We start from the raw sequence: 26565 nt of genomic DNA on the forward strand, positions 1-26565 counted from the left end.
GCCCACCGGGTTTACAGAATGCGATAAAGCAACCGCTCGATCCGCACACGGCTCACGCGCTTGAGGAACTTGGCCACGCCCGCCGGGTATTCGGCCAGGGTTTCCAGGTTCTGGAATTGCTCGATTCGACGGGTGTGCTGGAAGATCTCTGCCAGCTCTTTGCCACGCGGCTCCAGCAGTTCGCCATGGGGATCATCGATCAACAAGGCGTTTTCCAGATCGAGTCGAAACGCCCGCGGGTTGAGGTTGTTGCCGGTCAGCAAGGTATAGCGCCGGTCAACCCACATGCCCTTGAGGTGATAGGTGTTGTCACCATCACGCCACAGGTGCAGGTTCAACTGCCCGCTGTCGATGTTGCGCTGATGACGCTTGGCAAACCGGCGCAAACTGATTTCGTAAAGGTACGGCAGCGCCGAAATGACCCGGAACGGTTCGCTCGGCGGAATGTAGAAGTCGTTGGCCGTCTTGTCGCCGACCACAATGTCGATCTTCACCCCGCGGGCCAGCGCGCGGTTGATCTCGCGGATGATCGCCAGCGGCAGGTTGAAGTACGGGGTGCAAATGGTCAGTTGCTGCCGGGCGCTGGCGATCAGTTCACAGATCACCCGGTTCAGCGGATTGTTCTTGCCGACACCGAGCAGCGGGCTGACGGACAGACCGCTCCTGTCGGTGGTGCCCTGCGTGGTGTCGTACGCCGCGTGCTTGAGGCGGCTGCGCAGGTCACCGATGTCATGGCGCAGGCTGCGGGTGGTCGGCAGGTTCGGCAGATCGAGGCGATGCACCGCCTTGGACGCCACCAGGCCGTGCTGCACCAGGTGCTGCATCGAATCGGCCAGTTCACGATTGTGCAGCAGGTGATAGCGGTCGTAGCGGTACTTGTCGAACTTGTGCAGATAGACGTTGTTAAGGCTCGCGCCGCTATAGATCACGCAGTCATCGATCACGAAGCCTTTAAGGTGCAACACACCGAACAGTTCGCGGGTTTGAACCGGAACGCCGTAGATCGGCACTTCGCTGGCATGGGTGAGGGTCATTTCCTGATACCAGGCGGAGTTGCCCGGTTGCTTGCCGGCACCGATCAGCCCGCGCTGGGCGCGCAGCCAGTCGACGACCACCACCACGTCCAGTTCCGGACGCGCCAGCTTGGCCGCGTGCAAGGCATCGAGAATTTCCTGGCCGGCTTCATCCTGTTGCAGGTACAGCGCAACGATGTAGATGCGCCGGGTCGCGCTGGCGATTTTCTCCAGCAGGCAACGACGGAATTCGGCAGCGCCGGAGAGGACGCCAACGGCATCGGCCGTCAGCGGAAAACTGCGCAACTTGGGCAGCAGGGAGCGTTTGAAAAGCGACGGCATAGGGCTCGCAATGGGTCGAATCCGAAGAGCCCATGAGCTTACACCATCGATGGGGTCGGGTCTTGTTACCGTCTGTAATGTCCCCTTCGCGAGCAGGCTCGCTCCCACAGGAGAATGCATTTCAATGTGGGAGCGAGCCTGCTCGCGAAGACAATTTGTCAGACACCACAAAAAACCGATTGACCAAGGAGAACGATCGTTCTACTGTTTGCAACATGAACGAAATCACTAGCAATGACACACGCGACATCATTCTGGATGTCACCGAAAAGTTGATCTACAAAAGTGGCATAGCCGCCACTGGCATGGATCTACTGGTGAAAACCGCCGGCGTCTCCAGAAAAAGCATCTACCGCTACTTCGCCAACAAGGACGAGCTGGTGGTAGCCGCCCTGCAACGCCGCGACCAGCGCTGGATGCACTGGTACAGAGGTGCAGTCGACCAGGCACAAACACCGGCCGAGCGACTGCTCAACCTGTTTACCGTGCTCAAGTCGTGGTTCGCCTGCGAAGGTTTCCGTGGCTGCGCTTTCATCAACACCAGCGGCGAAACCGGCGACCCGCAGGACCCGGTGCGCCTGGTCGCCAAAGAGCATAAACAGAAGCTGCTCGACTACCTGTGCGAGCTATGTACCGAACATGGCGCCGAGGATCCGCAGCTGCTGGCCAGACAGCTGCTGATCCTGATCGACGGTGCCATTACCGTGGCGCTTGTAATGGGTGATCACAGTGCCGCCGATAATGCGCAATGCATGGCGCGAAAGTTATTGGACCTGTAGCAACTCAATCAAGCTCGACACTATGTTTCAACTTTAACTTGATACGGAGACTTGAAATGTCTAATGCCGAAGTTCGTCCGCCATTACCCCCTTTCACCCGTGAATCGGCCATTGAAAAAGTTCGCCTGGCCGAAGACGGCTGGAACTCCCGGGACCCGGAGCGCGTGTCCCTGGCCTACACCCTGGACACCCAATGGCGCAACCGCGCCGAGTTCGCCCACAACCGCGAAGAAGCCAAAGGCTTCCTGACCCGCAAATGGGCCAAGGAGCTGAACTACCGGCTGATCAAGGAGCTCTGGGCCTTTACCGGCAACCGCATTGCCGTGCGTTATGCCTATGAATGGCACGATGATTCCGGCAACTGGTTCCGCTCCTACGGCAACGAAAACTGGGAGTTCAACGAGGACGGACTGATGGCCCGCCGCTTCGCCTGCATCAACGACACGCCGATCAAGGAAAGCGAGCGCAAGTTCCACTGGCCGCTGGGGCGTCGGCCTGACGATCATCCAGGGCTGTCGGATCTTGGCCTGTAATTCAGCTTCACGCTAAACCCTGTGGGAGCGAGCCTGCTCGCGAAGAGGTCGTCAGATCCAGCATCAGTGTTGGCTGACAAACCGCTTTCGCGAGCAGGCTCGCTCCCACAATGGTGTTGTGTTGCGCAGGTGGTTAAGATGCTGCCCTTCCCCGCAGCCTCTTTCTGCACCCGCCGAATAAGCCGATCCCATGCCCTTCGAACTCAGCGTTGACCTCTCCACCCTGGCCATCCTGGCCCTTGTCGCTTTTGTTGCCGGTTTCATCGACGCCATCGCCGGTGGCGGTGGGCTGTTGACCACCCCGGCCCTGTTGACCGCCGGCCTGCCGCCGCACCTGGTGCTGGGCACCAACAAGCTCAGCTCGACCTTCGGCTCGGCCATTGCCAGTTTCACCTTCTACCGGCGCAAGCTGTTCCACCCCGCGCAATGGGTGCACGCCATCGTCGGTACACTGGTCGGCGCGCTGACCGGTGCCGTGGTCGCCCATTACCTGCCGGCGGAATGGCTGAACAAGATGCTGCCGGTGATCGTCTTCGCCTGTGGCGTTTACCTGTTGTTTGGCGGCACGCCGAAAGCGCCGTTGGACAGCGAGGCACCGATCAAGAAAAAGTGGCAGTCGACCCAAGGCTTCAGCCTCGGCTTCTATGACGGCGTGGCCGGTCCCGGCACGGGTGCGTTCTGGACCGTGAGCAGCCTGCTGCTCTACCCCATCGACCTGGTCAAGGCCAGCGGCGTGGCGCGCAGCATGAACTTCGTCAGCAACGCGGCAGCGCTGTCGATCTTCATCTTTTCCGGTCAGGTGGACTGGATCATCGGCCTGTGCATGGGCTCGTCGTTGATGGTCGGCGCGTTCTTCGGCGCCCGCACCGCCATCAGCGGCGGCGCGAAATTCATTCGCCCGGTGTTCATCACCGTGGTGCTGGGCCTGACCGTGCGCCTAGCCTGGCAGCACTGGTTCAGCGTGGCCTAAACGCCGGGCCACGTAGACGTCTATCAGGTAGCGGGCAATCGAGCGTGACGCCGGCAACGGCGGCAGCTCGTGCACGTTGAACCACTGGGCGTCCTCGATCTCGTCTTCCTGACAGACGATCTCGCCACCGGCATATTCGGCGTGAAAACCGAGCATCATCGAGTGCGGGAACGGCCAGCACTGGCTGCCCATGTACTGGATGTTCCTGACCTCGATGCTCACCTCTTCGCGAACCTCGCGAATCAGGCAATCCTCAGCCGATTCGCCCGGCTCGGCAAACCCCGCCAATGTGCTGTAGACACCGCTGACGAAACGCGGCGAGCGTGCCAACAGCACTTCATCGCCTCGAGTGACCAGTACGATCATGCTCGGCGAAATCCGTGGGTAGCTGCGCAGATCGCACGGCTGGCAATACATCGCCCGTTCGCGCGGCACCTGGGTCATGGCCTGACCGCAGTTACCGCAAAAGCGATGCTCGCGGGCCCAGGTGCCAATCTGCGCGGCGTAACCGAGCACCTTGTAGAGCGTGTGATCGCCTTCGAGCATGAACGCCCGCAGGCCTTTCCAGTTGCAACCCGGCACTTCGCTGTGACTGCGCAACTCCAGCAGATAGACCGGCTCGCCATCGAGGTGACCGATGCCATGCTCGGCCAGAATCGACAGGTCCTGACGTTTCAGCCATTCGCGCGGGAACAGTGCGCCATTGTCATCGAACAGAAAGCCTTCGGGGCTGCGCGCGACGGCCCAGCCGCCGGGTTGATCGGTGTCCAGTACTGCGGTGGTCCAGCGAGGAATCATGGTTAATCAATCCAGAAATTCGGGTTTCTGTTTGCTCATATGGGCGGCCATGGCCACGCGCAGATCGGTGGATTGCAGCATGGCGGCGTTCCAGGTGGCGATGTATTCGAGGCCGTCATCGATGCGATGGTCGCGCATGTAGCTGATCATCTCCTTGGTGCCGGTGACGGCGATCGGCGACTTGCCGGCGATTTCCCAGGCAATGCCCATGACGCCGTCGAGCAGGCTGGCGTTGTCGCTGTAGACGCGATTGACCAGGCCCATGCCCAGCGCTTCGTCGGCGCCGAAGGTGCGACCAGTGTAAGCCAGTTCGCGCAGCATGCCGTCACCGATGATCCGCGGCAAGCGTTGCAGCGTGCCGACGTCGGCGGCCATGCCGATGTCGATTTCCTTGATCGAGAACTGTGCGTCCTCGGCGGCATAACGCATGTCGCACGCGGCAATCAGGTCGATGGCGCCTCCCAGGCAGTACCCCTGAATGGCCGCAAGCACCGGTTTGCGGCAGTTATCGACGGCATTGAACGAGGCTTGCAGGGTAAGGATCTTGCGTCGCAGCAGGCGCGCATTGCGCCCGACGTCCTTGCCCAGTTCATTAGCCACACCGGCCAGCATCATCAGGTCGATCCCCGAGGAGAAATGCTTGCCTGCCCCGCTGAGCACCACCACGCGCACTTCATCGGTGTCGTCGATCCACTGGAAGATCTCGACGATCTCGCTCCAGAACGCCGCGTTCATCGAGTTGATCTTCTCCGGGCGGTTGATCTGCACATGGGCGATTTTATCGGCCAGTTCGACGTTGAACGCTGTGTACTGCGACATGCCAGTGATCCTTTTGCGGGCAAAAATGAGGCCCGAACTATAACAAGGCATCAAGGTGGGCAGTAAGGCAGCGGTTCGGCCAAATGCGGGACTCAAAAACGCGCACCGCAATGGTGCGTTCCTGATAAATCACGTCGCACATTTATGTGACTGCCCAGTGACTTTTTGCGCCGCAATCGCAAAAAAACATGCACTTCGTCGGGGCGTTTGCACCTCGATCAGGCACGTCCGTACCGCTACAAACCGATTGTCGAACAATTTTGCCATCCGGCCTTCACCGCTCTAAGTTCTGGCCTAGACTCATTTTCTCAAAGCGAAACCGGTCGGTCACAAAGTGGAAAAATAGTCGAAACTTTTTCCAATCCCGATCGGTCCTCTGACAAGAAGGTGCGTTGCGACTGGTGCAATCTTTGCAACGGCTGATTCAACCCTTTTGCTTCGACGCATTGGGCAGCGCTTGCTCACTGATGCGCAGCGCGTTTGCGCCGGCCACGGGAAATCGGCCATGAAACACCGTTTGCCAGACCTAAGAATTAGATCAACAACACGGGAGATTCATATGATCAGTACGGCTTTGGAAATACAGGGAGAGCGTGCTCATCAGGTCGGCGAATCGAGCGCCGTTACTGCCGCAAACACCCAACCCGTCAGCGTTCCAGGCACAAGGACCCTGACCCCGGCAGCCAACCAGAATCCGAACCGAAAAAAAGTCCTGTTCGTCACCTCGGAAATTGCCGATCTGGTGAAAACCGGTGGCTTGGGCGACGTCTCCGCGGCGCTGCCACGGGCCATGGCCCATCTGCACGATGTACGGGTGTTGATCCCCGGTTACCCGCAGGTGCTGCACAGCGAAAATCCGATCCATATCATTGGCGAGCTTGGCGGTCATGCTGCGCTGCCACCGTGCAAGATCGGGCGCATGGACATGCCCGATGGTCTGGTCATTTACGTACTGATCTGCCCCGAACTCTACGAGCGCGAAGGTTCGCCCTACGGCGCCAACAACGGCCGCGACTGGCCGGACAACCATATCCGTTTCGCCCGCCTGGGCCTGGCGGCTGCCGATGTTGCCGCCAACCTCGCGCAGATCCACTGGTGCCCGGACCTGGTGCACGCCCATGACTGGCCCGCCGGCCTGGCCCCGGCCTACATGCACTGGCGTGGGCAGCGCACGCCGACGCTGTTCACCATTCACAACCTGGCCTACCAAGGCGTGACGAGCCTGGGCTCATGCCCTGAACTGGGCATCCCCCATCACGCGCTGCAACAGGAAGGCATGGAGTTCTACGGCAAGATGTCGTTCCTCAAGGCCGGCATGGCCTATTCGAGCCACATCACCACGGTCAGCGCGACCTATGCCCAGGAAATCACTACCCCGGATTTCGGCTGCGGGCTGGACGGTTTCCTCGCCGCCAAGACCCAGCAAGGCCTGCTCAGCGGCATTCCCAACGGCATCGATGAAAGCTGGGATGCGGCGACCGATCCGCACCTGTTCTGCCCGTTCGACATCGGCGACTGGGAGGGCAAGGCCGTGAACGCCGCCCATGTCCGCGAACTGTTCGGCCTGCAAGGCTCCGAAGGGCCGCTGTTCGCCGTGGTGTCGCGACTGGTCTACCAGAAAGGCCTGGACCTGACCGAAGCGGTGTCCGAGTACATCGTCAAAAACGGCGGGCAGATCGCGATCATCGGTCGCGGCGAGCCGGAAGAAGAACAGGCCATGCGTGAACTCGCCCTGCGTTTCCCCGGGCAGATCGGCGTGCGCATCGGCTTCAACGAAACCGACGCCCGGCGCATGTTCGCCGGCAGCGACTTTCTGCTGATGCCTTCGCGTTACGAGCCATGTGGCTTGAGCCAGATGTACGCCCAGCGCTTCGGATCGTTGCCGGTGGCACGCAACACCGGCGGCCTGGCCGACACCATTGAAAACGGCGTGACCGGTTTCCTGTTCGATGAATCCACGGTGCAGAGCTACCAGGAAGCCCTGAGCCGCGCGTTCAAGGTGTTCGCCTTTCCCGACCTGCTGCACGCCATGCGCTGCCGAGCCATGGCGGCGCCGTTCAACTGGTGCAAGGCGGTCGAACCCTACGCCGAGCTCTACGAACAGCTTGTGGCTAAAGCATTGGGGAAATCGAACAAACAGTAAGAGGCTTTCAAGATGCCGTTACGGACCCTTGAGACCTGGCCCCACGGCGCAATCATGCTGGACGCAGAGCACACGCGATTCGCGTTGTGGGCGCCAGATGCGTTCTACGTCAGTGTCGAACTGGAAAATGGACAGTCCTTGCCGTTGCTGCCCCAGGCCGACGGCTGGTTCGTGAGCAACACTCGATGTGCGGCGGGTACGCGTTACCGCTACAGCATCGATGGCGAACTGGAAGTGCCCGACCCGGCCTCCCGCGCTCAGGCCGGCGATATCGACCGACACAGTGTGGTGGTCGATCCGCTGGCCTATGCCTGGCAACACAGTGCCTGGTTGGGACGGCCGTGGAACGAAGCGGTAATCTACGAGCTGCATGTCGGTGCGCTCGGCGGCTTCAGCGCCGTCGAGCAGCATCTGGCGCGGCTGGTCGAACTGGGTGTCACCGCCATCGAACTGATGCCCATCGCGCAGTTTCCCGGTGAGCGCAATTGGGGTTATGACGGCGTCCTGCCCTACGCGCCCCAGGCGTCGTACGGCTCCCCCGAGCAGCTCAAGCACTTGATCGACACCGCCCATGGCCACGGCCTGGCGGTGATTCTCGACGTGGTCTACAACCACTTCGGCCCGGACGGCAATTACCTGCATCGATATGCCAAGGGCTTTTTTCGCAAGGACAAACACACACCGTGGGGTGCGGCCATCGACTTGCGCCGTCGCGAAGTACGGGACTTCTTCATCGAGAACGCCTTGATGTGGCTGCTGGAATACCGTTTCGACGGTTTGCGCCTGGACGCGGTGCACGCCATCGAAGATCCGGATTTCCTTCAGGAGCTGGCGCGACGGGTGCGCCAGCAGACGGGACCGACGCGGCACGTGTGGCTGATGGTGGAGAACGAACACAACCAGGCCAGCCTGCTCGAACAGGGTTACGACGCGCAGTGGAACGATGACGGCCACAACGCCCTGCATGTGTTGCTGACCGGCGAAACCGACGCCTATTACGCCGACTACGCGCAAAACCCCACCGAACAACTGGCGCGCTGCCTGAGCCAGGGCTTCGTGTTCCAGGGCCATCTCAATCGCCATGGTGTGGCGCGGGGCGAACCCAGCGGACATCTGCCGCCCAGTGCCTTCATCCTGTTTTTGCAGAACCATGACCAGATCGGCAACCGGGCCTTCGGCGAGCGCCTGCATCAACTTGCCCATCCGCAAGCGCTGCGGGCCGCTACGGTGTTGTTGCTGTTGTCGCCGATGATTCCGCTGCTGTTCATGGGCGACGAGTTTGCCGTCGAACAACCCTTTCTGTATTTCACCAGCCATCACGGTGAATTGGCCAAACAGGTTCGCGACGGCCGGCGCAATGAGTTCGCGGCGTTCAGCACTTTTGCCGACCCGATCCTGCGCGAACAGATTCCTGACCCCAATGATCCGCGGACGTTTGCAGCGTCCCGCCCGGTCCTGCCATTGACCGGCCAGTGCGAGATGCACGACCTGTATCGCCGACTGTTGCAGATCCGGCACCGCCACATCCTCCCGCGCCTGCCAGGCGCCCAGGCTCTGGGCACCGATGTGCTGGGCGAAGGCGCAGTCAGTGCTTCCTGGCGTTTGGGCGATGGCAGCCAACTGCGCATTGACCTGAACCTCAGCGCCAGGCCCGTAGTCCACACCTCACAGACCGGTGCCACGCGCTTGTTCGAATACCCGCCACTGAACCCCGACCTGCCGGCCCCAGACACCCTTGCCCCGTATTGCGCGCTCGTCAGCCTCGCCGCCGCAGCCCCCTTTGCTACCTCGTTTGGAGAGCGTCCATGAGTGATGCGCAACTGGAAATCCTGGCCAGCCGTGCCGGCCTCGCCGTCGACTGGATCGACGCCAACGGCCGCCCGCAAAAAGTCCCGCCGTCCGTGTTGCGCAACGTGTTGACCGGCCTTGGTCATCCGGCCGGCAGTGCCCAGGAAATCGATGCCAGCCTGCTGGAACTGCAAGAGGCGCAACAGACTCATCACTTGCCGCCATTGATCACCGCCGATGTCGGAGCGGGCCTGGACCTGGCGCGTTTTTTCGAGCCAGAAACCCCTTGCGAAATCCACCTCGAAGACGGTTCGCGGCTCAACCTGAAACTCGACGCCAAGGCGGTGCTGCCGGGGCTGGTACCGGTCGGCTATCAACAGGTCAGCATCGACGGACAAAACTTCACCCTGGCCGTGGCCCCGGCCCGTTGCTACAGCGTGGCCGATGCCGTGGACAACCCCATCCCGCGTGCCTGGGGCCTGAGCGTGCAGTTGTATGGATTGCGCCGCGCCGGCGATGGCGGATTTGGTGATACACAAGCATTGGAGGACCTCGCCCGGGTGGCCGGCGAGCGTGGCGCCGAGGCACTGGCGATCAGCCCGCTGCATGCGATGTTTTCCAGTGACACCCAACGCTACAGCCCGTACTCGCCGTCCAGCCGTTTGTTTCTCAACAGTCTTTACTGCGCCCCCGGCACCATTCTCGGCGAACGCGCGCTGCGCACCGCCATCGATGCGACCGGTCTGGCCGCTGAACTCAAGGCGCTGGAAGAGCGCACGCTGATTGACTGGCCGGCCGCCGCTGCCGCCAAGCATCGGTTGCTGCAGTCGCTGTACGAAGGTTTCGTCCAGGGTGAACACCCGTTGCACGAAGACTTCAGCAGTTTTCGTCACGCCGCCGGCGAAGCGCTGGAAAACCATTGCCGCTTCGAAGCCATCCAGGAAGCGCGCGCCGCCCGGGGTGAACACCTCGACTGGCGGCAGTGGCCCGAACCCTGGCGTAATCCGCGTAGCGCCGAATTGGCGGCATTTGCCGAGGAGAATGCCGGGCGCATCGGCTTTTTCGCTTTCTGTCAGTGGCTGATCACACGCTGCCTGGAGCGTGCGCAGACCGCCGCCCGCACCAGCGGCATGAGTATCGGCCTGATCGCCGACCTGGCCGTTGGCGCCGATGGTGGCGGCAGCCAGGCCTGGAGCCGTCAGGATGAACTGCTCGCCTCCCTCACCGTCGGAGCACCACCGGACATTCTCAACCGTACTGGCCAGGGCTGGGGGATTTCCGCGTTCTCCCCTGAAGGCCTGGTGCGCAATGGTTTCCGGGCCTTCATCGAAATGCTGCGGGCCAACTTTGCCCACTCCGGTGGCTTGCGCATCGATCACGTCATGGGCTTGCAGCGTTTGTGGGTGATCCCCAATGGTTCGCCGCCGGCCGACGGCGCCTACCTGTATTACCCGGTGGACGATCTGCTGCGTCTGCTGACACTGGAATCCCATCGCCATCAAGCCATCGTCCTCGGCGAAGACCTCGGCACCGTGCCGGACGGCCTGCGGGAAAAACTCATCGCCCGCTCGATGCTGGGCATGCGAGTGTTGCTGTTCGAACAGGACAACACCCACTTCAAGCCGATCCTCGACTGGCCGGACAACGCCCTGGCCACCACCAGCACCCATGACCTGCCGACCCTCAACGGCTGGTGGCATGGCCGCGATATCGACTGGAACGCCCGGCTCGGCATGGTCGATGCCAGCGGCGAAATCGAATGGCGCCAGCACCGCGAGCGCGAGCGTGAAGGCCTGCGCCGGGCGTTGAGCCAGGACCCACAGAACTTTCGCGAAGAGTCCCACGAAACCGACCAGGTGCTCGATGCCAGCGTGCGTTTTCTTGGTCATACCCGGGCCCCCTTGGTGCTGCTACCGCTGGAAGATGCCCTTGGCGTCGAACAGCAAGCCAACCTGCCCGGCACCACCGACACCCACCCCAACTGGTCGCGGCGCTTGCCCGGTTACAGCGAAGCCCTGCTCGATGGAGCGGATGCCGCACGACGCCTGGAGTTGCTCGCCTGTGCGCGACTCCAGGCGGCCGAGCGTGATCGATGACCCAGGTGCCGACCCGTCCACTGCGCGCCACCTTGCGCCTGCAATTTCACAAAGGCTTCACGCTCGAAGATGCGGTGCCACTGGTGCCGTATTTCGCCCGCCTCGGCATCAGCCATGTCTACGCCTCCCCGCTGCTTCGTGCCCGCGCCGGGTCGATGCATGGCTACGACGTTGTGGACCCGACCAGGGTCAACCCGGAACTGGGCGGTGAGCCGGCGCTGCGCAGCCTGGTCACTGCCCTGCACGGGCACAACATGGGCTTGATCCTCGACGTTGTCTCCAACCACATGGCGGTCGGCGGCAGTGACAATCCCTGGTGGCTGGATTTGCTGGAGTGGGGACGCCTGAGCCCCTACGGCGAGTTTTTCGATATCCAGTGGCACTCACCCGATCCGTTGATGGAAGGCCAGTTGCTCCTGCCGTTTCTGGGCAGCGACTACGGCGTCGCGCTGCAGGACGGCACCCTGCCCCTGCGATTCGATGCCTGGCACGGCAGCTTCCATGTCGAGCATTACGAACACCGCTTTCCCATTTGCCCCAGCGATTATGGGGAGCTACTCAGGACCGATGCACCGCTCGATACACAACAGGCCGAACAACTGAAATACCTCGCCGATCGCTTCAGCACCCTGCGCTACCAGACCGATGCCCACAGTCTGGCCCTGCCGCTTAAAGCGGAACTTCGCGATCTGGTCAGTGATCCGGCCCTTGCCCAGGCCATCGAGCAACACCTGAGCAACTACGACTCACTGACCGGCGAAGGCTTCCAGCGCCTGCACAACCTGCTGGAGCGCCAGAGCTATCGCCTCGCCAGTTGGCGCACCGCTGCCGATGACATCAACTGGCGGCGCTTCTTCGATATCAATGAACTGGGCGGGCTGCGCGTCGAGCGTCCCGCCGTGTTCGAAGCCACCCACGCGAAAATCTTCCAACTGGTGGCTGAGGGGCTGATCGACGGCTTGCGCATCGACCACATCGACGGCCTCGCCGATCCCCGGGGCTACTGCCGAAAACTGCGCCGCCGGGTCGACAGCCTGTCAGCGGGCCGCCACCTGCCCATCTATGTCGAAAAGATTCTCGGCGAAGGCGAAGCCCTGCATCGCGACTGGTCGGTGGATGGCACCACCGGCTACGAATTCATGAACCAGGTGTCACTGCTGCAACAGGATCCAAGGGGCGCGCAGACATTGACCGAGCTCTGGCACCGCCACAGCGAGCGGCCCGCCAACTTCTGCCAGGAAGCACAACTGGCCCGCCAGCAAATCCTCAACGGTTCCCTGGCCGGAGATTTCGAAAGCGTTGCCCACGCCTTACTCCAAGTGGCCCGGGACAACCTCATGAGCCGCGACCTGACCCTCGGCGCCATTCGCCGGGCCTTGCAGGCGCTGATCGTGCATTTTCCGGTGTACCGCACCTACATCGGCCCCCTTGGCCGGTCGGCCCAGGACGAGGCGTTTTTCCGCCAGGCCATGGACGGTGCCCGTCAAACCCTCGGCGAAGCGGACTGGCCGGTGCTCGACTGTCTGGCCGGCTGGCTCGGCGGTGAACCCTGGCGGCAGCGCCCGGCCGGTCGCGAGCGCAAACGCCTGAAGCACGCCTGCGTACGTTTCCAGCAACTGACCTCGCCGACGGCGGCGAAAGCGGTGGAAGACACCGCACTCTATCGTTCGGCCGTCCTGCTCTCGCGCAATGACGTTGGTTTCAACACCGAACAGTTCAGCGCACCGCTCGCCGACTTTCACCAGGCCTGCATCGAACGCCTCGACACCTTCCCGGACAATCTGCTGGCCAGCGCCACCCACGACCACAAACGCGGCGAAGATTCACGGGCGCGGCTGGCGGTACTCAGCGAGCGCAGCCACTGGTACGCCGACCAGATCGGCCTGTGGCGCGCCCTCGCCCGGCCCTTGCGCAACGACGACCAAATGCCGTCGACGGGGGATGAATTGATTCTGTACCAGGCGATCCTCGGCAGCTGGCCGCTGGCGCTGGGGATCGATCATCCACCGGCCCTCGAGGACTACGCAAAACGCCTGTGGCTTTGGCAACGCAAGGCCCTGCGCGAAGCCAAACTGCAAAGCAGCTGGAGCGCACCCAATGACCCCTACGAGCAAGCGACCGAGGACTTCATCCAGCATCTGTTGCTCAGCCCCGAAGGCGAACTGTTGCGTACGGCCCTTGCCAAGGCTGCCCGCTCGATTGCCGTCCCCGGCGCACTCAACGGTTTGGCGCAAACCTTGCTGCGCATGACCGTGCCCGGCGTACCGGATTTGTATCAGGGCAACGATTTCTGGGACTTCAGCCTGGTCGACCCGGACAACCGTCGCCCCGTGGATTACGCCAGCCGCCAGCAGGCATTGCAGCAAACGGTGGACCTGCCAGACCTGTTGCTGAACTGGCGTGACGGGCGCATCAAGCAAGCCTTGATTGCGCGCACCCTGAGCCTGCGTGCCGAGCATGCCGAGCTGTTTCGGCGTGGCACTTACAAGGCCCTGGAAGTGGTGGGCAGCGAGGCCCATCGAGTGCTGGGTTTTGTCCGTGAACGGGGGGGGAATCGCGCCATCGTGATTGTGCCGATACGTTGTGCCGAACTGCTGGAAAACGGTGCCGACCCACTGGTCCACGCGCTGCAGTGGGGCGATACCCGGGTCAAATTGCCGTTCACCGCCCCTGACGAACATCTGCAGGGACTTTTTTCCGGCATCACAGTCACAAAACACAGGGAGCTGCCGATCAGCACCGCGCTGGGGGATTTCCCGGTCAATCTCATTTTTCAAACTGCCCACACTTGAGTTCAGTTCAGGAGCATTGCGATGAGTACCGACGATAAACGCATCCGCGAATTTGCCTATCAGATCTGGGAATCCGAAGGCAAACCCGAAGGCCAGGAAGCCCGCCACTGGGACATGGCGTGCAAACTGGCGGAAGCCGAAGCACTGGCCCCGAAAAAGTCCACGAAGGCCCCCGCCAGCAAGGCAGCGCCGAAGAAAACCGGCGACGCAAAACTCAGCCCGGACAAGACCCTCAATGGCAAGACCGCCGCGCCGAAAGCCAAGGCCAAACCTGCGGCAGCTTCGAAAGTCATCCCGCCCGGAGAAAAGGCCGCCGAGAAAAAAACCCGGGCTGCGCGAAAACCGCCAGCGGTTTGAGGCGCACGCCGTTTGACCTGATTGAAGGGGTGCCGAGTCCGCTTGCCACGTTGGGTAATGCTCGCCCTGAAAAACTGTGGGAGCGAGCCTGCTCGCGATATCGGTCCACCATCCAACACCCATGTGGACTGACACACCGCTATCGCGAGCAAGCTCGCTCCCACAGGTTGCAGTACAGACAAGTATTTGTGGGAGTACCTATGACCAGTCCGAAGAAAGCCGCGCCAGCCCCCCGCGCCGAAGCCACACGAATCCGCGAAGGCCTGCCCTTTCCGCTGGGTGCCACCTGGGATGGTCTGGGAGTCAACTTCGCCCTGTTTTCCGCCCACGCCACCAAGGTTGAACTGTGCCTGTTCGACGACGCCGGCGAGGTGGAACTCGAACGCATCGAACTGCCCGAATACACCGACGAGATCTACCACGGCTACCTGCCCGACGCCCATCCGGGACTGATCTACGGCTATCGCGTCTACGGCCCCTACGACCCGGCCAACGGCCATCGCTTCAACCCCAACAAACTGCTGATCGACCCCTACGCCAAACAACTGGTCGGCAAACTGAAATGGTCCGAAGCGCTGTTCGGCTACACCATCGGCCACCCCGACGCCGATCTCAGCTTCGATGAACGGGACAGCGCGCCCTTCGTACCCAAATGCAAGGTCATCGACCCGGCTCACACCTGGGGCCACGATCATCGGGTCAGCGTGCCGTGGGACAGGACGATCATTTATGAAACCCATGTGCGCGGCTTCAGCATGCGTCACCCTGCCGTTCCCGAAAACCTGCGCGGCACCTTTGCCGGGTTGATGGTCGATGATGTGGTGGAGCACATCCGCAAGCTCGGCGTGTCGACCGTGGAGTTGCTGCCGATCCACGCGTTCGTCAATGACCAGCACTTGCTGCACAAGGGCATGACCAATTACTGGGGCTACAACAGCATTGCGTTCTTCGCCCCCGACCCACGCTACCTGGCCAGCGGCAAGATCGCCGAATTCAAGGAAATGGTCGCGCACCTGCACGAGGCCAACCTGGAGGTGATCCTCGACGTGGTCTACAACCACACCGCCGAGGGCAACGAGCAAGGCCCGACCCTGTCCATGCGCGGTATCGACAACGCGTCCTACTACCGCCTCAAGCCCGACGACAAGCGCTTCTATATCAACGATTCCGGCACCGGCAACACCCTGGACCTGAGCCACCCGTGCGTGCTGCAAATGGTCACCGACTCCCTGCGCTACTGGGCCTCGGAAATGCACGTGGACGGTTTCCGCTTCGACCTGGCGACCATTCTGGGGCGTTATCACGACGGTTTCGACGAACGCCACAGTTTCCTGGTGGCCTGCCGCCAGGACCCGGTGCTGCGCCAGGTCAAACTGATTGCCGAACCCTGGGACTGCGGCCCCGGCGGTTATCAGGTCGGCAATTTCCCGCCGGGCTGGGTCGAGTGGAACGACAAGTTCCGCGACACCGTGCGCGCCTTCTGGAAAGGCGACGACGGCCAACTGGCGGACTTTGCCAGCCGCCTGACCGCTTCGGGCGAGATGTTCAATCAACGTGGTCGGCGGCCTTACTCATCGGTCAACTTCGTCACCGCCCACGACGGCTTCACCCTCAACGACCTGGTGTCGTACAACGACAAGCACAACGAAGCCAACGACGAAAACAATCAGGACGGCAGCAACAACAACCTGTCCTGGAACCACGGCGTCGAAGGCCCTACCGACGATCCCGAGATCAACGCGCTGCGCCATCGGCAGATGCGCAATTTCTTCGCCACCCTGCTGCTGGCCCAAGGCACGCCGATGCTGGTGGCCGGCGACGAGTTCGCCCGAACCCAGGACGGCAACAACAATGCGTACTGCCAGGACAGCGAAATCGGCTGGGTCAACTGGGACCTCAGCGAAGACGGCAAGGCCCTGCTCAAGTTCGTCAAACGCCTGATCAAGTTGCGCCTGACCTACCCGGTCCTGCGGCGCGGGCGTTTCCTGGTGGGCAATTACAACGAGGACATCGGCGTCAAGGACGTGACCTGGCTGGCGCCGGACGGTACGCAAATGACCACCGAGCATTGGCACGATGCGCACAATCGATGCCTGGGCATGCTGCTCGATGGCCGCGCCCAGGAAACCGGCATTCGCCGCAAAGGCGTCGACGCGACGTTGATGCTGGTGGTCAACGCGCATCACGACATCGTCAATTTCCGGCTGCCGGAAGTGCCTGACGGCGGTTTCTGGACGTGCATGATCGACACCAACCAGCCGGCGATCCGCGGCCAGGAGCGCTTCGAGTTTGGCCACGAGTACTCGGTCACCGGCCGCTCGTTGCTGCTGTTCGAGTTGCAGCATGAGGAAGAAGAGTAAAAAAACCTACAGGCATTTATGGTCGCAACACCGCAGAGCGGAAAAATCATTCTGGACAGGTTCGCGACGCGACGAACAGCGTTACATGAGCAATACTCGATTCGCGGCAATCCGGAGTCTGGCTTGTCGCACGGCTATCAACGAGCCCTCACGGGTCTGCCGGGCTTGTCCCGTGCACGACTGAAGGCGACGCAGAACAAGGACGTATCCACCATGAAATCCGTTTCCCTGAGCGAAGCCAGCCTGCCATCACAGATCTGGAACAGCGCCCCGCAACTGGACAGTATTCCGGTCATCAGTACCCAGTCGCTGGTGCCTACCGGCGCACGCGCGGTGCTCATTGCCCCGCACCCCGGCGATGAGGTCGTGACCTGCGGCGGCCTGCTGCAGTTGCTCAGTAACCTCGGTCACCCGCTGCAATTGATCTCGATCACCGACGGCAGCGCCAGCCATCCGGGCTCTCGGCAGTGGTCGGAAAAACGCCTCAGCGTATTTCGTCCCCAGGAAAGCGTCGAAGCCATCCGCCGACTCGGGTTGCCGATGCACAGCCTGAAGTGGATTCGTGGCGGGTTTACCGACAACGCCCTGGTGGAACACGAAGATCAGATCGCCCAATTCATCATGCGCTACCTTCGCCCCGGTGATGTGGTGTTCAGCACCTGGCGCCAGGACGGCAACGTCGACCACGACACCGTTGGCCGCGCCAGCGCCAGGGCGGCGGCCGCTATCGGGGCCACCTACAACGATGTACCGTTTTGGGCCTGGCACTGGCCGGCACGGGACCGGGAGCTGATTCCCTGGCACCGTGCCCGCAAGGTGCGCCTCGATACCTGGACCGTCGCCCGCAAGAGCCACGCCACCCATGCCTACGCCAGTCAACTGGACGGCGAACCGGCCATCGGCCTCGCGCCGTCGCTGCCCCGACCGCTGCTGGAGCGTATCCGTTTGCCTTATGAAGTCGTGTTGGTATGAACTCATCTATTATCGGTTCGACTCAGCCCATCGGACTGAACTGACTGCCGTCGCATCAGTCGCATACATAAGCAGCCCTGAGTCAGAGGAGTGTAAGTGGCCAGTCATTCAAAACGGCAGGCAGCCGAATCGACACCCTTGAACACGCCCCCGGCGATTCATCGGCTTCGGGTGCTGACGGTCAACACCCATAAGGGGTTTACCGCACTCAACCGGCGTTTCGTCCTCCCCGAGTTGCGTGAAGCGGTGCGCAGTACGTCGGCAGACCTGGTGTTTCTGCAAGAAGTCGTCGGCGAGCACGAGCGCCACTCCTCCCGCTACAACGATTGGCCACAAACCTCGCAGTATGAATTCCTCGCCGACAGCATGTGGAGCGACTTCGCCTATGGGCGCAATGCCGTCTATCCCGACGGTCACCATGGCAATGCCCTGCTGTCGAAATACCCGATCCGCGAGTATCGAAACCTCGATGTTTCCATTACCGGCCCGGAACGCCGTGGCCTGCTGCACTGCGTGCTGGATGTGCCGGGGCATAGCGAAGTGCATGCCATCTGCGTTCACCTCAGCCTGCTGGAAAGCCATCGTCAGTTGCAGTTGCAGTTGCTCTGTCAGCTCCTCGAATCCTTGCCGGATGATGCGCCGGTTATCATTGCCGGCGACTTCAACGACTGGCAGATGCAGGGCAATGCCGCCCTTGCCCGCCGCCACTACTTGCACGAAGCCTTCGAACGCCACCTTGGGCGTCCGGCCAAAACCTACCCCGCACGGTTTCCCTTGCTGCGCCTGGACCGCGTCTACCTGCGCAACGCCAGCAGCCATGAGCCGAAAATACTGGGAAACAAGCCCTGGACGCACCTGTCTGACCATTTGCCGCTGGCGGTGGAAGTGCATCTCTGAATCACGGCCATTCATTGCCAGGTGTCGGCGTCGACTGCACCGGCCCCTTCGCGAGCAGGCTCGCTCCCACACTGGATTGATGTCGTACTCAAAACCCGTATGGGAGCGAGCCTGCTCGCGAATAGCAGCAGCACTGCCGACTTCGGATCAGCCCTGCGGCCTTAACATCAACACCGCCAACGGCGGCAAATTCAGCACCAGCGACAACGCCTGGCCATGGCTCGGCGCTTCCTCGGCAACCGCCCCGCCACTGTTGCCGTAGTTGGAACCGGCATAGATGGACGAATCGCTGTTGAACACCTCGTTCCACTGCCCGGCAAACGGCACCCCGACGCGATAAGCTTCCCGTGGCACCGGCGTAAAGTTGGCCACCACCAGCACCGGTTCGCCATCCTTGCTCCAGCGCATCCACGCATAAACGCTGTTGATCGCGTCATCGCCGATCAGCCATTGGAATCCCTGTGGCACATCGTCCTGCTCATGCAGCGCCGGCGCTTCGCGGTACAAGCGGTTGAGGTCGGCCACCAGTTTCTGCACACCTTTGTGCTCGGGGTATTGCAACAGGTACCAGTCCAGTTGCTGGTCATGGTTCCATTCGCGCCACTGGCCGAACTCGCAGCCCATGAACAACAGCTTCTTGCCCGGATGCGCCCACATGAAACTCAGGTAGGCCCGCAGGTTGGCGAATTTCTGCCAGCGATCACCGGGCATCTTGTCGATCAATGAGTGTTTGCCGTGCACCACTTCATCGTGGGAGATCGGCAGGATGAAGCGCTCTGACCACGCATACACCAGGCCGAAACTCAGCTCGTTGTGGTGATGGGCGCGGTACACCGGGTCTTGCTGGATGTAATGCAGCGAATCGTGCATCCAGCCCATGTTCCATTTGTAGGCAAAGCCCAGGCCGCCCTGTTGCGTGGCCTGGCTGACACCCGGCCATGCGGTGGATTCCTCGGCGATCACCAGCGCCCCGGGCGCCTCGAGGGCCACTACGTCATTGAGGTGGCGCAGGAAGTCGATGGCTTCAAGGTTCTCTCGCCCGCCATGGCGGTTCGGCACCCACTCGCCGGCCTTGCGCGAGTAGTCGCGGTACAGCATCGAGGCCACCGCATCGACCCGCAGGCCGTCGACATGAAAATGCTTGAGCCAGTGCAGCGCCGACGCCAGCATGTAGCCGTGCACTTCGGTGCGGCCCAGGTTGTAGATGAGTGTGTCCCAGTCCTGGTGGAACCCTTCCTGCGGGTTGCCGTACTCGTACAGCGCCGTGCCGTCGAACTGGGCCAGGCCGTGGATATCGGTGGGAAAATGCGCCGGTACCCAATCGAGAATCACCCCGAGTTCGGCCTGGTGGCAGGCGTTGATGAACGCGGCGAACTGGTCCGGCGTGCCATAGCGCGCACTCGGCGCGAATTGCGACAGCAACTGATAACCCCACGAACCGCCGAAGGGGTGTTCCATGATCGGCATCAGTTCGATGTGGGTGAAGCCCAGGTCTTTGACATAGGGAATCAGCCGCTCGGTCAATTCGGGCCAGGTGTACTGGCGCGCCACTTCGCCCAGGTCGTCCAGCTCGCATTGCCACGAGCCGGCGTGCAATTCGTAGATCGACAACGGCGCCGTCACCCGCTGACGGTCGCCCCGGGACATCATCCAGTCCTGGTCCTGCCAGTCGATGTTCAACGGCGAGGCGACTTTAGAGGCGGTGTCCGGTGGCAGACTGGTGGCCAGCGCCACGGGATCGGCCTTCAACGGCAGGATGCCGTGGGCGCCGAGGATTTCGTATTTGTAGGTGTCCCCGGCTTGCAGGCGCGGGATGAACAACTCCCAGACGCCGGTGGGATGACGTAGGCGCATCGGATGCCGGCGCCCGTCCCATACGTTGAAATCGCCGACCACCGAGATCCGCCGGGCATTCGGCGCCCACACGGCGAAACGCACGCCGTCGACGCCGTCCACGGTCTTGAGTTGCGCGCCCAGGCACGCGCTGAGGTCGCGGTGATTGCCTTCGGCAAACAGGTACAAATCCATTTCGCCCAACAACGGGCCGAAGCTGTAAGGATCTTCTGCGGTCTGCTCGCCGCCGGCCCAATGGGTACGCAGCAGATACGCCTGCGCATGCTGGAAATGCCCGACGAACAACCCCGGCGTCTGCGTGGTTTCAAGTTGACCCAGCTCCTCGCCGGAGTCCCTGGCCAACACCTGGACACTCAGGGCGCCCGGCAGGTACGCGCGAATGAATTGCCCGCCGGCACCATCGGCGTGGGGGCCGAGTATGGCGAAAGGATCGATATGCTCGGCACGCACCAATGCATCGATATCCCGTGCGCTGGGCAGCAGCGTTTCTTTGTGATGACCCTGTTCCTTGTTCGAGACACTCATGACTACTCTCCACCAAGATCGGAAAAGGGTTTAAGCCCACTCAATAATCCATATAAACCGTGCAACGGCACGGGCAACCAGGCGGGGCGATTTTCCGCCTCATAAGCCACTTCATACGCCGCCTTCTCCAGCCCGAACAACGCCAGCGCGGCCTCCTCGCCTTCGGGATCTTGCCATGCATGGGCAAGACTGGCTGCCGCCAGCCGATAAGCGTCGACAAATGCTTGCCGCGCCTCGCTCAAGTAGCGATCGGTGACCCGCAAGCGCGCAGCATCGGCCGCTGCGGTGTTGTCGACGCTCTGCACATTGATCGCCATCGCCGCCGCATAGTCGAAGGAACGCAGCACACCGCTGACATCCTTGTACGGGCTGTGTTTGCCCCGTCGTTCATGCAATGGCCGGGCCGGCTCGCCTTCGAAGTCGATCAGGTAGGCATCGCCCTTGATCACCAGCACCTGCCCCAGATGCAGGTCGCCGTGTACACGAATGCGCAAGCCGCCCGCGGTCTTTTTGCCCAACGCTTGAACATGGCCGAGGATGGCTTTCCTGTTGTCCAGTAAACGGCCGACCAGGGTCTGGTCCGCCGAATTCAGTTGATTCTTATGCTGCTTGAGCAAGTTCAGCGCGTGCTCGATTTGCGCCGTAACATCCCTGGCCGAGGCCAGCGCCTCTTTCTGCGTGGTGATCTGGGGCAAGAAGTCCGGGTTGGCACTGGGCGCCGCCAGCACCTGATGCATTTCCCCCAGGCGCTGACCGAGCATAGCGGCGAAATCTTTCAGTTCGCCGAGCGCGTTGTAATGTTGCTCCTGCTCGGACACGGCGTCGGCCAGTTCATCGCGTAGCGCCCGCTCGAGGTTATTCTGCGTCCATTCCCAGGCGTCACCCTGGTTGTTCAGATAGCCTTGGGCGATCATCAGCAAATTGTCTTCGCCCGCCCCGTCCCGGCGCACCACGGCCCCCAGCAACGGCGAAATATTGCTGAACCCGGCTTCGGTCAGGTACGCACTCATTTCAAGCTCAGGGTGCACACCGGAGGCGACCTTGCGGATCAGCTTCAGCACCAGGCTGTTGCCGATCACTACCGAGCTGTTGGACTGTTCGGCGGACAGATAACGTACCGGCGACTCGGCATTGAGGCCGAGTTTTTCCAGCTCCGCGGTGGACTCGAAGCGGATGTCGCCATCGCTGGAGGCCAACACGGTACCGGCCTGAATGCCCTGCAATACGGCGTGCACAAAGGTGTCCAGGCTGAAGGCATCGGTGATCAGGCCGACCTGGCGTCCGCGCCGTACCCGTGACAATGCCAACTGCTGCGGCAACGGAGTACCGACCTGATCTTCCGAGATGAAGCCAAACGGCAACTGGTAACGGTTGCTCTGGCCAGCGCTGGTGACATTGATCTCGCTGAACAGCACCGGATGCTGCGGATCACCGAAGCGCACGCCATAGGCCATATCGACCTGTTCGATGGCGGCGTCCTTGCCAGCGAACCAGCGACGGTTTTGCAGCCAGCTGGGCAGAATGCTTTGTTCCAGCGTGGTGCGCGACGGCGCCTCCAGCAGTTCCTCCATGCGCTTTTTCAGCACCAGCGTGGTGAAGTCCGGCAGGCCTTGTGCGGGCTCCACGTGCCAGCTCGGCATCTGGTTTTCCGCGGCAAGGCCGAACCAGTAGAAGCCGTAAGGCGCCAGTGTCAGGAGGAAATTCAACTGGCCGATGGGTGGGAACGCGTTACCCCCGAGCATTTCCACCGGCACCATGCCGACGTAGGCCGACAGATCCAGCTCGGCGGCCTGGGCACTGCGCGACACGTTGGCCACGCACAGAATGACTTCGTGCTTGCCGTCCACTCCGGTGTATTCACGGGTGTAGGCCAGAATCCGCCGGTTGCTCGGCGACAGCATCTTCAACGTACCGCGTCCGAAGGCCTTGGATTGCTTGCGCACGGCGAGCAGACGCCGGGTCCAGTTGAGCAGTGAATGCGGATCGCCGGCCTGGGTTTCGACGTTGACCGACAGGTAGCCATACTGCGGGTCCATGATCGGCGGCAGCACCAGGCTCGCCGGGTCGGCCCGGGAGAAACCGCCGTTGCGGTCGATGGACCATTGCATCGGCGTACGCACACCGTCGCGGTCGCCGAGGTAGATGTTGTCGCCCATGCCGATTTCGTCGCCGTAATACAGGGTCGGCGTGCCGGGCATGGACAACAGCAGGCTGTTGAGCAGCTCGACCCGGCGGCGGTCGCGCTCCATCAGTGGCGCCAGGCGACGGCGAATCCCCAGGTTGATCCGCGCGCGACGGTCGGCGGCGTAGTAATTCCACAGGTAGTCGCGTTCCTTGTCGGTGACCATCTCCAGGGTCAGCTCATCGTGGTTGCGCAGGAAGATTGCCCACTGGCAGTTGGCGGGAATGTCCGGGGTCTGGCGCAGAATGTCGGTAATCGGGAAGCGATCTTCCTGGGCCAGCGCCATGTACATGCGCGGCATCAACGGGAAGTGAAAGGCCATGTGGCATTCGTCGCCGTTCAGGCCTTTCCTGTCGGTATCGCCGAAGTACAGCTGTGTGTCCTCCGGCCATTGATTGGCCTCGGCCAGCAGCATGCGGTCGGGGTAGTTGGCGTCGATTTCGGCACGGATCTGTTTCAGGACGTCGTGGGTTTCCGGCAGGTTCTCGTTGTTGGTGCCGTCACGCTCGATCAGGTAGGGAATGGCGTCCAGGCGCAATCCGTCGATGCCCATGTCGAGCCAGTAACGCATCACCGACAGCACCGCTTTCATGACTTGCGGGTTATCGAAGTTCAGGTCCGGCTGGTGGGAGTAGAAACGGTGCCAGAAGTACTGGCCAGCCACCGGATCCCAGGTCCAGTTGGACTTCTCGGTGTCGAGGAAAATGATGCGGGTGCCGTCGTATTTATGATCGTCATCGGACCACACATAGAAGTCCCGCGCCGCCGATCCGGGTTTGGCCTTGCGCGCCCGTTGGAACCAGGCGTGCTGGTCGGAGGTGTGGTTGATGACCAGTTCGGTGATCACCCGCAGGCCGCGCTTGTGCGCCTCGGCAATGAAACGTCTGGCATCGGCCAGGGTGCCGTAGTCGGTATGTACGCCGCGGTACTCGGCGATGTCATAACCGTCGTCGCGCCGTGGCGAGGGATAGAACGGCAACAGCCAGATGGTGTTGACGCCCAGGTCGGCGATGTAGTCGAGCTTGGCGATGAGGCCGGGAAAGTCGCCAATCCCGTCGTTATTGGAGTCGAAATACGATTTGACGTGGACTTGATAGATCACCGCGTCCTTGTACCAGAGCGGGTCCTTGATGAACGTGGCTGCCTTGGGTTTCTTCGCCATGTGAAACTCCTGGTGAATTCGATAAAGCCGCTGGACCGTTCGCCTGCCTCGAACGCGATGACTTGCCTGTGGGAGCGAGCTTGCTCACGATGACAATTGAACATTCAACAAAAAAGTTGCCCACAAAATTGCTATCGCGAGCAAGCTCGCTCCCACAGGTTTTGCGTTTAAACAGTTATCCTCCAAATCCCGAACGGCTGATACGCCGGGTCGATCCGCATGAATTGCTGTTTGCCATGCCAGGTCCAGCGATGGCCATTCATCAGGTCCTCGCCGTGGGTGCTGGCGTAGTCCGGCAAGCCCATTTCCCACAGCGGCAACTCGAAGTTCGCCTCCTGCACGTTGTGCGGATCGAGGCTGACCGCCACCAGGATGAAATTGCCTCCATCGGCGCTGCGTTTGCCGAAGTACAGGATGTTGTCGTTCCAGGCGTTGTAGACCTTCAGGCCCAGATGCGTGTGCAGCGCCGGGTTCTGCCGACGGATACGGTTGAGTTGGGCGATCTCGGCAATGATGTTGCCCGGCGCGTTGAAGTCCCTGGGGCGGATCTCGTACTTCTCGGAGTCAAGGTACTCCTCCTTGCCCGGCACCGGTGCCGACTCGCACAACTCGAAACCCGAGTACATGCCCCACAGGCCAGAGCCCATGGTCGCCAGCACGGCGCGGATGAGAAACCCGGGGCGCCCGGATTCGTGGAGGAACGCCGGGTTGATGTCCGGTGTATTGACGAAAAAGTTCGGCCGGTAGCATTCGCGCCAGGGCGACTCGTTGAGTTCAGTGAAGTAGGTCGCCAGTTCGGCCTTGGTGTTGCGCCAGGTGAAATAGGTGTAGCTCTGGGAATAACCGACCTTGCCCAGGCGCGCCATCATTGCCGGGGTGGTGAAGGCTTCGGCAAGGAAGATCACCTCGGGGTACAGCGCCCGTACATCGGCGATCAGCCACTGCCAGAACGGCAACGGCTTGGTGTGCGGGTTATCGACGCGGAAGATCTTCACGCCCTCCTCGACCCAGCCGACCACGATGTCGCGCAGTTCCACCCACAGGCTCGGAATTGCCTCCGGGGCATAGAAGTCGACGTTGACGATGTCCTGGTACTTCTTCGGCGGGTTCTCCGCATACTTGATCGTGCCGTCCGGCCGCCAGTTGAACCAGCCCGGGTGCTGCTTGAGCCACGGATGGTCCTGGGAGCACTGGATGGCAAAATCCAGGGCGATTTCCAGGCCATGGGCCGCGGCGGCCGCCACCAGTCGGCGAAAGTCTTCGCGGGTGCCCAACTGCGAGTGAATCGCCTCGTGACCACCCTCCTCGCTGCCAATCGCATAGGGGCTGCCCGGATCATCGGGGCCCGCCGTCAGCGAATTGTTCGGGCCCTTGCGGTAGCTGCGCCCGATCGGGTGGATCGGCGGAAAATACAGCACGTCGAAGCCCATGTCCTGGATCATCGCCAGCCGCGAATGCACGTCATTGAAGGTGCCATGGCGCGCCGGGCTGTCGGTGATCGAACGCGGGAACAATTCATACCAACTGGCGAACTGCGCCAGTTCGCGCTCCACATCCACCGGGTACTCCGGGCTCAGGCTCAAGTAGGCGCGATGATCGACGCGGGCCATGAGGTCGGCGCTACGCGGGTGCAAAAACAGTGCAATCTGCTCGGTTTCAAGCAGCCCTGACAGTTCATGGTGCAACGCCGCCAGTTGCTCGCTGAGATGCCCTTCGCTGCGTTCGGCGGCTTGTTGCACATGAATCCGCCCTTCCTGCAATTCCAGGCTGACTGGAACGGCAGCCGCATGTTTTTTTTCCAGCTCGTAGCAAAAACTGGCGAACTGATCGATCCAGGCTTCGATACAGAACAGATAACGGCCCTGGCTGGCGACCCGGAACTGCCCTTGCCAACCGTTGTTACCCAGGTCGTGCATGGCTGCGCTTTGCCAGGCGCCCTCGTCTTCGGCCCGCCAGCGCACGCGAACCGCCAGCTTGTCATGCCCGTCGGCGAAGACCTTGGCCGTCACCACTACGTCCTGCCCCACCACGGCCTTGACCGCGAATTGTCCGCCCTCAAGGGTCGGCATGATGTTTTCAATGACGATACGTGGCAGCAACAGCGCCTGCGACAGCGGCATGTGCGGGTTGTAGCTCAACTCAGTCGGTTTTTCAGCCGTCATCGAGCCTCTCTCCTTACGCCC

Annotated in this window: 17 protein-coding genes; 11 read left to right on the top strand and 6 right to left on the bottom strand. The window is 61.7% G+C overall.

The window, feature by feature from the left end; genetic code table 11:
• Window positions 1–11 precede the first annotated feature (11 nt).
• Window positions 12–1355 carry a CDP-diacylglycerol--serine O-phosphatidyltransferase gene (gene pssA, locus AC3ITA_RS15420; protein WP_489277707.1) on the bottom strand — a complete coding sequence of 448 codons (1344 nt, stop codon included), beginning with the start codon at window positions 1353–1355 and terminating at the stop codon, window positions 12–14.
• A gap of 215 nt (window positions 1356–1570) precedes the next feature.
• On the opposite strand from pssA, the gene AC3ITA_RS15425 reads away from it, so the two are divergent.
• From AC3ITA_RS15425 to AC3ITA_RS15435, 3 genes are all read left to right on the top strand, one after another.
• On the top strand, window positions 1571–2134 hold the full coding sequence (locus tag AC3ITA_RS15425) for a TetR/AcrR family transcriptional regulator (RefSeq protein ID WP_095943580.1): 564 nt from the start codon (window positions 1571–1573) through the stop codon (window positions 2132–2134).
• Between the two features lie 56 nt (window positions 2135–2190).
• Window positions 2191–2667, top strand: coding sequence for a nuclear transport factor 2 family protein (locus AC3ITA_RS15430; protein ID WP_489277709.1), 477 nt, complete (start codon window positions 2191–2193; stop codon window positions 2665–2667).
• A gap of 190 nt (window positions 2668–2857) precedes the next feature.
• Complete coding sequence (locus AC3ITA_RS15435) at window positions 2858–3637, top strand: TSUP family transporter (RefSeq protein WP_150672894.1); 780 nt, start codon at window positions 2858–2860, stop codon at window positions 3635–3637.
• On the opposite strand, the gene nudC is transcribed toward AC3ITA_RS15435, so the two are convergent.
• Window positions 3605–4435 carry an NAD(+) diphosphatase gene (nudC, locus tag AC3ITA_RS15440; RefSeq protein WP_150672895.1) on the bottom strand — a complete coding sequence of 277 codons (831 nt, stop codon included), beginning with the start codon at window positions 4433–4435 and terminating at the stop codon, window positions 3605–3607. The genes AC3ITA_RS15435 and nudC overlap by 33 nt on opposite strands.
• A gap of 6 nt (window positions 4436–4441) precedes the next feature.
• Window positions 4442–5254: a crotonase/enoyl-CoA hydratase family protein gene (locus AC3ITA_RS15445; protein WP_150672896.1), complete on the bottom strand. Its 813-nt coding sequence runs from the start codon at window positions 5252–5254 to the stop codon at window positions 4442–4444.
• Between the two features lie 559 nt (window positions 5255–5813).
• Between AC3ITA_RS15445 and glgA the strand changes: the two genes are divergently transcribed.
• From glgA to AC3ITA_RS15485, 8 genes are all read left to right on the top strand, one after another.
• The gene (gene glgA, locus AC3ITA_RS15450; protein ID WP_489277712.1) at window positions 5814–7397 is read left to right on the top strand and encodes a glycogen synthase GlgA; all 1584 of its coding nucleotides are present in this window, start codon (window positions 5814–5816) and stop codon (window positions 7395–7397) included.
• Between the two features lie 12 nt (window positions 7398–7409).
• Entirely contained in the window at window positions 7410–9206 is a 1797-nt protein-coding gene (treZ, locus tag AC3ITA_RS15455; RefSeq protein WP_489277714.1) for a malto-oligosyltrehalose trehalohydrolase, read from the top strand.
• Entirely contained in the window at window positions 9203–11281 is a 2079-nt protein-coding gene (malQ, locus tag AC3ITA_RS15460) for a 4-alpha-glucanotransferase (RefSeq protein WP_489277715.1), read from the top strand. Before treZ ends, malQ begins: the two co-directional genes overlap by 4 nt.
• Window positions 11278–14073, top strand: coding sequence for a malto-oligosyltrehalose synthase (locus AC3ITA_RS15465; protein WP_489277717.1), 2796 nt, complete (start codon window positions 11278–11280; stop codon window positions 14071–14073). Before malQ ends, AC3ITA_RS15465 begins: the two co-directional genes overlap by 4 nt.
• A gap of 21 nt (window positions 14074–14094) precedes the next feature.
• On the top strand, window positions 14095–14430 hold the full coding sequence (locus AC3ITA_RS15470) for a DUF2934 domain-containing protein (protein ID WP_489277718.1): 336 nt from the start codon (window positions 14095–14097) through the stop codon (window positions 14428–14430).
• Between the two features lie 200 nt (window positions 14431–14630).
• Window positions 14631–16790: a glycogen debranching protein GlgX gene (gene glgX / locus AC3ITA_RS15475; RefSeq protein WP_095943590.1), complete on the top strand. Its 2160-nt coding sequence runs from the start codon at window positions 14631–14633 to the stop codon at window positions 16788–16790.
• A 213-nt stretch (window positions 16791–17003) separates the two neighbouring features.
• Complete coding sequence (locus AC3ITA_RS15480; protein ID WP_095943606.1) at window positions 17004–17762, top strand: PIG-L deacetylase family protein; 759 nt, start codon at window positions 17004–17006, stop codon at window positions 17760–17762.
• A 96-nt stretch (window positions 17763–17858) separates the two neighbouring features.
• Window positions 17859–18659: an endonuclease/exonuclease/phosphatase family protein gene (locus AC3ITA_RS15485; RefSeq protein WP_150672902.1), complete on the top strand. Its 801-nt coding sequence runs from the start codon at window positions 17859–17861 to the stop codon at window positions 18657–18659.
• 147 nt (window positions 18660–18806) lie between these two features.
• On the opposite strand, the gene glgB is transcribed toward AC3ITA_RS15485, so the two are convergent.
• The 3 genes from glgB to AC3ITA_RS15500 form a co-directional block, all read right to left on the bottom strand.
• Window positions 18807–21038, bottom strand: coding sequence for a 1,4-alpha-glucan branching protein GlgB (glgB, locus tag AC3ITA_RS15490; protein WP_489277721.1), 2232 nt, complete (start codon window positions 21036–21038; stop codon window positions 18807–18809).
• A 2-nt stretch (window positions 21039–21040) separates the two neighbouring features.
• The gene (gene treS, locus AC3ITA_RS15495) at window positions 21041–24382 is read right to left on the bottom strand and encodes a maltose alpha-D-glucosyltransferase (RefSeq protein WP_489277723.1); all 3342 of its coding nucleotides are present in this window, start codon (window positions 24380–24382) and stop codon (window positions 21041–21043) included.
• Window positions 24383–24549: 167 nt separating this feature from the next.
• The gene (locus AC3ITA_RS15500; protein WP_489277725.1) at window positions 24550–26544 is read right to left on the bottom strand and encodes an alpha-1,4-glucan--maltose-1-phosphate maltosyltransferase; all 1995 of its coding nucleotides are present in this window, start codon (window positions 26542–26544) and stop codon (window positions 24550–24552) included.
• Window positions 26545–26565: the final 21 nt, after the last annotated feature.

Source organism: Pseudomonas sp. GL_090, from assembly GCF_057837765.1.